Origin of the sequence: Mycobacterium sp. AT1 (assembly GCF_002043095.1) — a bacterium.
In the GTDB taxonomy this organism is placed as follows: Bacteria; Actinomycetota; Actinomycetes; order Mycobacteriales; family Mycobacteriaceae; genus Mycobacterium.
Window position 1 is genome coordinate 1 of sequence record NZ_MVOC01000103.1, and the last position, 6,313, is coordinate 6,313.

At 62.2% G+C, this 6,313-nt stretch carries 5 protein-coding genes; all 5 read right to left on the minus strand.

The features are described from left to right. Positions 1 to 27: 27 nt before the first annotated feature. Positions 28 to 447, minus strand: a complete 420-nt coding sequence (locus B1790_RS33010) for a cupin domain-containing protein (RefSeq protein ID WP_079927496.1) — start codon at positions 445 to 447, stop codon at positions 28 to 30. Positions 448 to 635: 188 nt separating this feature from the next. After that, positions 636 to 3,188, minus strand: a complete 2,553-nt coding sequence (locus B1790_RS33015) for an ATP-binding cassette domain-containing protein (protein WP_079927497.1) — start codon at positions 3,186 to 3,188, stop codon at positions 636 to 638. Between the two features lie 33 nt (positions 3,189 to 3,221). Beyond that, on the minus strand, positions 3,222 to 4,355 hold the full coding sequence (locus B1790_RS33020; protein ID WP_079927498.1) for a substrate-binding domain-containing protein: 1,134 nt from the start codon (positions 4,353 to 4,355) through the stop codon (positions 3,222 to 3,224). A 219-nt stretch (positions 4,356 to 4,574) separates the two neighbouring features. Continuing rightward, positions 4,575 to 5,432, minus strand: coding sequence for a mycofactocin-coupled SDR family oxidoreductase (locus B1790_RS33025; protein WP_079927499.1), 858 nt, complete (start codon positions 5,430 to 5,432; stop codon positions 4,575 to 4,577). A 124-nt stretch (positions 5,433 to 5,556) separates the two neighbouring features. Then, positions 5,557 to 6,081, minus strand: a complete 525-nt coding sequence (locus B1790_RS33030) for a cupin domain-containing protein (protein ID WP_079927500.1) — start codon at positions 6,079 to 6,081, stop codon at positions 5,557 to 5,559. Positions 6,082 to 6,313: the final 232 nt, after the last annotated feature.

The window sequence follows — 6,313 nt, forward strand, 5'->3', positions numbered from 1 at the left end:
TCCACACGTCAAGTGACATGCGTGGATCTAGCGCCTGGTCTGCGTGCGAGGTGCTAAGTATTCGTCTTCGGTGACGTGGCAACCCCAGTCGGCCTCGGGCACGGTTCCGGGCTCGGGAGCTTCGGTCACGCTCAGGTGTGACATATAGCGATCCGCCGCGGCGCCGTGCCAATGCCACTCTCCGGGTGGGGTGTAGATGGTGTCACCGGGGTGAACTTCAATCACATCTCCGCCGCGGCATTGCACCAGACCTATCCCCTGGATGATGTGCAGTGTTTGGCCGACTGCGTGGGAATGCCATGCGGTGCGCGCTCCGGGAGCGAAATGGGCGATCACCACACGGATTCGGGATGGCTCGCTCCCCTTGGCGATGCTATCGAAATATACGTCTCCGCTGACGATGTCCGCCAGGCCCTTTACGGAGGGTTGATTGGCCGCGATTTCCATTACGTACCTGCCTTCGGTCTCTTGGTTTGAGGAAAGTCGGCCGCCAGCCTTCGCCGACGGTCCGCAAGACGAGATGTTTTGGAGTGTGAGGCGTGTCCTCCACGGGAGGTGACACTGGTCGGGACGACGGCCAACGTCCATAAATAGCTGCATGTTTGGTGCATCTTCGTTTCTGCCGTCACTTGCCGTCAGGTGCGTCGCGCAGCCAGTGCGTAGGTAGCGACGGCGGCGAGGAGTATCCCGCCGTACATCAGTTGACTGGTCTCGTAGGGCACTCCGAGGAATTGCGTCGCGTTGCTCAATACGGTGAGAAACAGCGCTCCCAGCATCGCGCCTACGAATGTCCCGCGCCCACCGGCGAGGGTGGCTCCCCCAAGGAAACAGGCAGTGAAGGTCGGCAGCGCAAGGCCCAGGGCAACCGTGTTGCTTCCGACCCCAACCTGGGTGGACAAGAACACTCCGCCAACTACGGCGCCAATCGCTGCGACGATGTAAGCCAGGGTCTTGAATCGGTTCGCACGCACGCCGACTCGATGACTTGATTCGTGGTCAAAGCCAACGGCCCGCGCCGCTAGCCCCGATCCGGTCCGATGAAGCCAGTAGTCCAGTGCCACCACGACGATGATGAGGCCAAGGAACGCAAATGGCACGGGCCCGAAGCCGAGGTAGGTGGCCTCGGCGAGTTCGGGTGCGATTGACCCGCCCGGGCGAGGGCGCAGGAGGACCGCGACCCCCGTCAAGATACCCATCGTGGCGATCGTGGCGACGATGGGATTGATCTTTAATGACCTGGTCAGAAAAGCGTTGAGCGCGCCGATAGCCACGCCCAACGCAATGATGAGCAGAACACCGATGGTGACCGACCTGGCGGTGAAGTCGGCCAGCACAAAGGATGCGGTACATACCGCCACCGTGGTCGAGGCACCGATGGATATGTCGAATTCGCCGGCCAGAAGGGCGAACTGCTGACCGACGGCCAGACAAATCAGCGGCAGCGCCAACACCAACATGTTGACGACATTGAAGGAGGTTAAGAAGTAGGGGATCTTGGCGGTGGTGACGATGCCTACCACCGCGAGCATCGTGAGAAGCACGACCACGGGTACTTGCGGCGAGGCGAATGCGGCGGCCAGTCGGCGGCCGCGCGAACCATGCGCCGAAGCCTGAAACCCTGCAAGCAGCGTGCCTTTCGCGCCGACGAACCGCCCGACGATGTCTGACTCACTGATCTGGTCTGTGCACTCATCGATGACAAGGCCGTCGGCCATGACGTAAACACGGTCGCACAAACCGGCCAGCTCCGAAGAATCCGACGAGTTGATCAGCACGGCAACCCCGGCGTCCGCCGCCTCCACCAGTGACGTGTAGATGTCGAGACGAGCCTTGGCGTCGACGCCCTGCGACGGCTCGTCGACGATGAGCACCCTCGGTCGCTGTAACGTCGGCCGAGCCAGCACGACCTTCTGCTGGTTGCCTCCGGACAGGGCCCCAATGGGTTGGTAGGGGGAAGCCGCGACGATTCCGAGCTTGGCCGTCACGGCCTCCAAGCGTGGCATCAAGGACCGCCGCAACGATAGTCCGACGGGACCGGCATCGCGGCCAAGTTGGAGAGAGGCGTTGTCCAGAATCGACATCGTCGGGAAGATGGATTCGGCTGCGCGGTCACCGCTTTGGAAGCTTATCCCGGCTTTTACTGATTCAGTCGGATTTGCAGGTCGAACTGGTCTGCCGTCCAGATGCACGGAGCCGCCAGTTCGATTCAATCCAACGATTGCTCTGAGTAGCTTGCGTTGCCCATTGCCTTCGGCGCCGGCGATGCCGACGATTTCGCCAGCGCCGACGGCGATCGATACGGGGCCCAGCCCGAGGCCTTCAATGTCGCGCACATCCAGCAGCGGTGGCGCGGCATGGGCGCGGTCGTCTCGGCGGTGCGGATATTCCAGATCGACCGGTGCGCCGACCATCAGCTCGACGATGTCTGCGATCTGCCAGTCCATTCGAGCGTGGGTGCCCCGTATCACCCCGTCACGAATCACCGTGAGCCGGTCAGCCAAACGGCGCACCTCTTCAAGCCTATGACTGACGTACACGATGGCCACGCCGTCGTCGCGGGCGGCGAGGATCAAGTTCTGCAGCCGCTCGGCCGATTGCATGTCGAGTGCAGCGGTCGGTTCGTCGAGCACCAAGACCTTGGGTGAATGAATCACGGCCTTGACGACCTCGAGCATCGCTCGACCACCTGGCCCGAGCGATTTGACCGAGTCAGTCGGCCCGAAGGGCAGGCCGTACCGCGAGAGGATCGACTCCATGTCTCGGGGCACCCGTACGCCGAGCGTGTGAAACGACAAGGCGATGTTCTCGGCCACGGTCAGTTCCGTTACCAACGATGTGTCTTGATAGGCAGTCATCAGGCCGTGATGGCGGGCTTCCCGAGGATCCCCGCCTCGGATGACAGCACCATCGATGTGCACGGTGCCAGCATCGGCCACCAAGACACCGGCAGCGACCTTGATCAATGTGGACTTTCCGGAACCATTCTCTCCGACGAGTGCGTGAACCTCACCGGCCGAGCACGCGAAATCGACTTCGTTCAATGCGGTGACGCCCGGGTAGGCCTTGGTCACACCGGAGAGCCGGAGAGCCGCATCGTCCTCGGACGGGGTGGCGCGTCGGGATGGTCGAGAATCCCGAAGCAGGGCGGTGTCGGCTTGCCCTGGGGCTGGCGCTTTGTCCAAGGTCATGTCAGGTGCCTTCCGCGGCGGTCAGGTCAGTAGTCAATTGGCGAGAGCCTCGGTCTGGTCTTGGCTGTCGACCAAGGTGCCGTTGATCGCAACGTCAGGCAGTGACAGATCAGATTGCGCCATGACGTCGGCCGCATTGACGATCCCCATGGGGTACTCGATCGTTCGCGACGACGGCTGTTTGCCGTCTTTGATTTCCAGGGAAGTCGCCAAAGCCGCCCCATACAGCCAGTGGCTGCCCGGCATCATGAATACATCCGGGTCAAACCCGTCCTGCTTGGCCTGTTGATAGGCCTTCAGCGTGCCCAGCGTCGTGCTGCCCGACAGCATCAGCGTGGGAATGGCATGGTCACCTGCAGCGGTGTAGGCGTTGATGAAGTCGGCCGCCGATTCGTCGTAGGCGATGAGTGCGGGCTTCTTACCCGAGGCGCGCAACTGACCGGCCGCTTCCACCGTTCCTTGCGGAGTCCAATTGGTGGTGCCGTCGTACACCTTGGTGAAACCGGCCGCATCGAGGGATTTCTCTGCACACGGCTGCCAGGTGGGCGCGTACACGTTGCCTGGAACGCCAGTGAACATGGCGTAGGTCAGGTCATGTACACCCCGTTCGGTGAGGTGCTGTTTGAGAATGGGGGCTGCCGACTCCCACATACCGCACAGATCGAAGTGAATGTTGACCGTAAGCCGTTCGGCGACAACAGGATCCAGTTGCACGGCGCCGTTGACAACCGGAATGCCGGCAGCCTTGGCCTGAGTGATGACCGGCCCTAGCTGATTACCAACCGCACTGAACTGTGGGCCGATCAGATCGTCGCCTCTGGCGATGGCAATGCGCCAGTCGGTCATGTGCCGTTGAACATCTGGACCGCTGTTCGAATAGGTGATGTTGGCGATTTCACCACTCTTGATGGCAAAGGAGACCATCTCGGCGCGGGCGATTGCGCTGAAAGGATGCACCAGGTCGGACAGGATTGCGAGGGTGTACCGACCCTGTCCGGTCTCGCACGAGGAGCTCGTCATACACGTATCGAAGATCTTGCGCTGATGATCATCGAGCGGCACGGACCCCGCCATGAGGGCCGTCTGCAACTCTGGTGCTAGCTGCGCGACGTCTAGATCAGGATTGAAGACCTTGCGGGCCATCCTCTTCAGCGTCGCCAAATCCACTGCGGGAATGGTGCTTCTGGTAGTTCGGCCCTCACCGACAGGGTGGGGCGCGCCATATGTACCCGATCCGCAGCCAGCCAGCGGCACAGCGAGCACGGTTGCAGCCAGAACGAGAAGTGCCCGTGTGAGCGCCGAGACGACCCTAGACCGAGGTCGCAGTGCTACCCCGACGCCGCCCAGCCTGGGGCTGCTGACCTGCAGCACCACGACTTCCGCTCCTCAGGCCTGTGCGGGCGTGAAGTTGTGGCCACGGAGCAGCAAGTGGCCTGCGTCCACAGGCAATGCGACTCCGGTGACGTACGCAGCGGCATCCGAGGCAAGCCATAGCGCCGCCTCCGCCATTGCCTCCGCAGGGATCGCGGCGACCCCCGCCAGTGCGTGATCGTGCCGTGCGGCGTCGAGAAGGTGTTCCCGGGTACCGCCGGAATGACCGGCGAACATATCGTAACCGCCCTGCCAGTTCAGCATGGGCGTATCCACGATGCCGGGGCAGATGGCATTGCATCGAATACCGAACTGCGCGAGGTCCAGCGCCGCGTTCTTCATCAATGCGATGGCCCCAGCCTTCGACGCCGAATAGTGGGCGTAATGCATCCCGGGTTCAATCCCGTTCATCGATCCGGTGATCACGATGGCGCCGCGCCGGGCATCGATCATGGGGCGCGCAACCGCGCGCACGGTACGAAATACTCCGTTGAGGTTGACGTCGACGACGTCGCACCACTGTTGCTCGGTCATCTCCCAAATCGGGGCAAGCTGCCAGATCCCAGCATTGGCGATGCAGATATCGATCCGACCGAACTCAGAGAGCCCTCTCGACACAGCCGCATCGAGTTGATCTTGGGATCGTACGTCGGCCTGCATCGCAATCACGCGCCCACCGAGTTCTTTGACCAGACGTTCAGTCTCGGCCAGATCATCGAGCCTGGCCATCGGGAACGGGACCGTTTCGATCTGGTCGACGATGTCGAGGGCGATGACGTCGGCGCCCTCGCGGGCAAGGGTCAAAGCGTGAGCACGTCCCTGCCCTCGCGCAGCCCCGGTGACCAGAGCAACCCGTCCATCCAGTATTCCCATTGATCTTCCTTTGTTCGTTGGTTCGTCGTACCCAAGCCGATGGGGCAAATGCGCCCGCCCAGATCGTCACCCGGTTCACTGTCCGGGTGGATCGGCGGCTTGAAGGTGTTGTGGTGGTTGGGGTTTAGCGGTGTGCGGGAATGGTCAGTGCGACGTAGGTGGCGGGTGTGTCGCCGCGATTGCTCCAGGTGTGCTTGCCGCCGCGTTGGACGAAGGTGTCTCCCGGGCGAAGCAGCGTCTCGGTGGTCTCCAGCACCGCGTACAGCTCCCCGTCAAGCATGGTGATGATGTCGATGCTGTCTGTTTGGTGAAAGCCCGCGATTCCGCTGTCCCCGTCGTGGGAGTCGCCACTGTCGAGCGCCTGCAGTGATTGCTGGTATTCGGCGGCGTCCCACTCGCTGTCGGGCGGGAAGGTGGCCTTGCGGTAGATCAGGCTGCCCATCGGCGGCATCAAGGTCACACGTCCCAGACCGTCCCCGTCGTCGACGTGGACGGGAAGTCGGTCGACCTGCCACAGGTTCATGACCGTGAAGGTCGGTGCCGCGATGCGCGCCGGAGTGTTCTCGTCGCTGACGATGGTCGATTGTCCGTTGGCGTCGAGGCCGGCAACGACTCGACGTGATTCGGCCTTCAGATGTTCCCCGGTCAACTTTGCTCTCCGTTCTGCTTGCCTAGCATGTCACTGGCAGATCTGTTGTCCTGCATGGTGTTCGGCGGTCGGGGTCGCCATGAAACCGGATTGGCGTGCGCCGAGGTGGGGCTTCGATCGTTGCGAGACCGTCGGCGACCGAAGAGGCTTATCGTCCCAAATGCGGGACGACAGTCTGTATTACAGCACGGCCAATGTTAGGTGCGGCACTCTCCACACGTCAAGTGACATG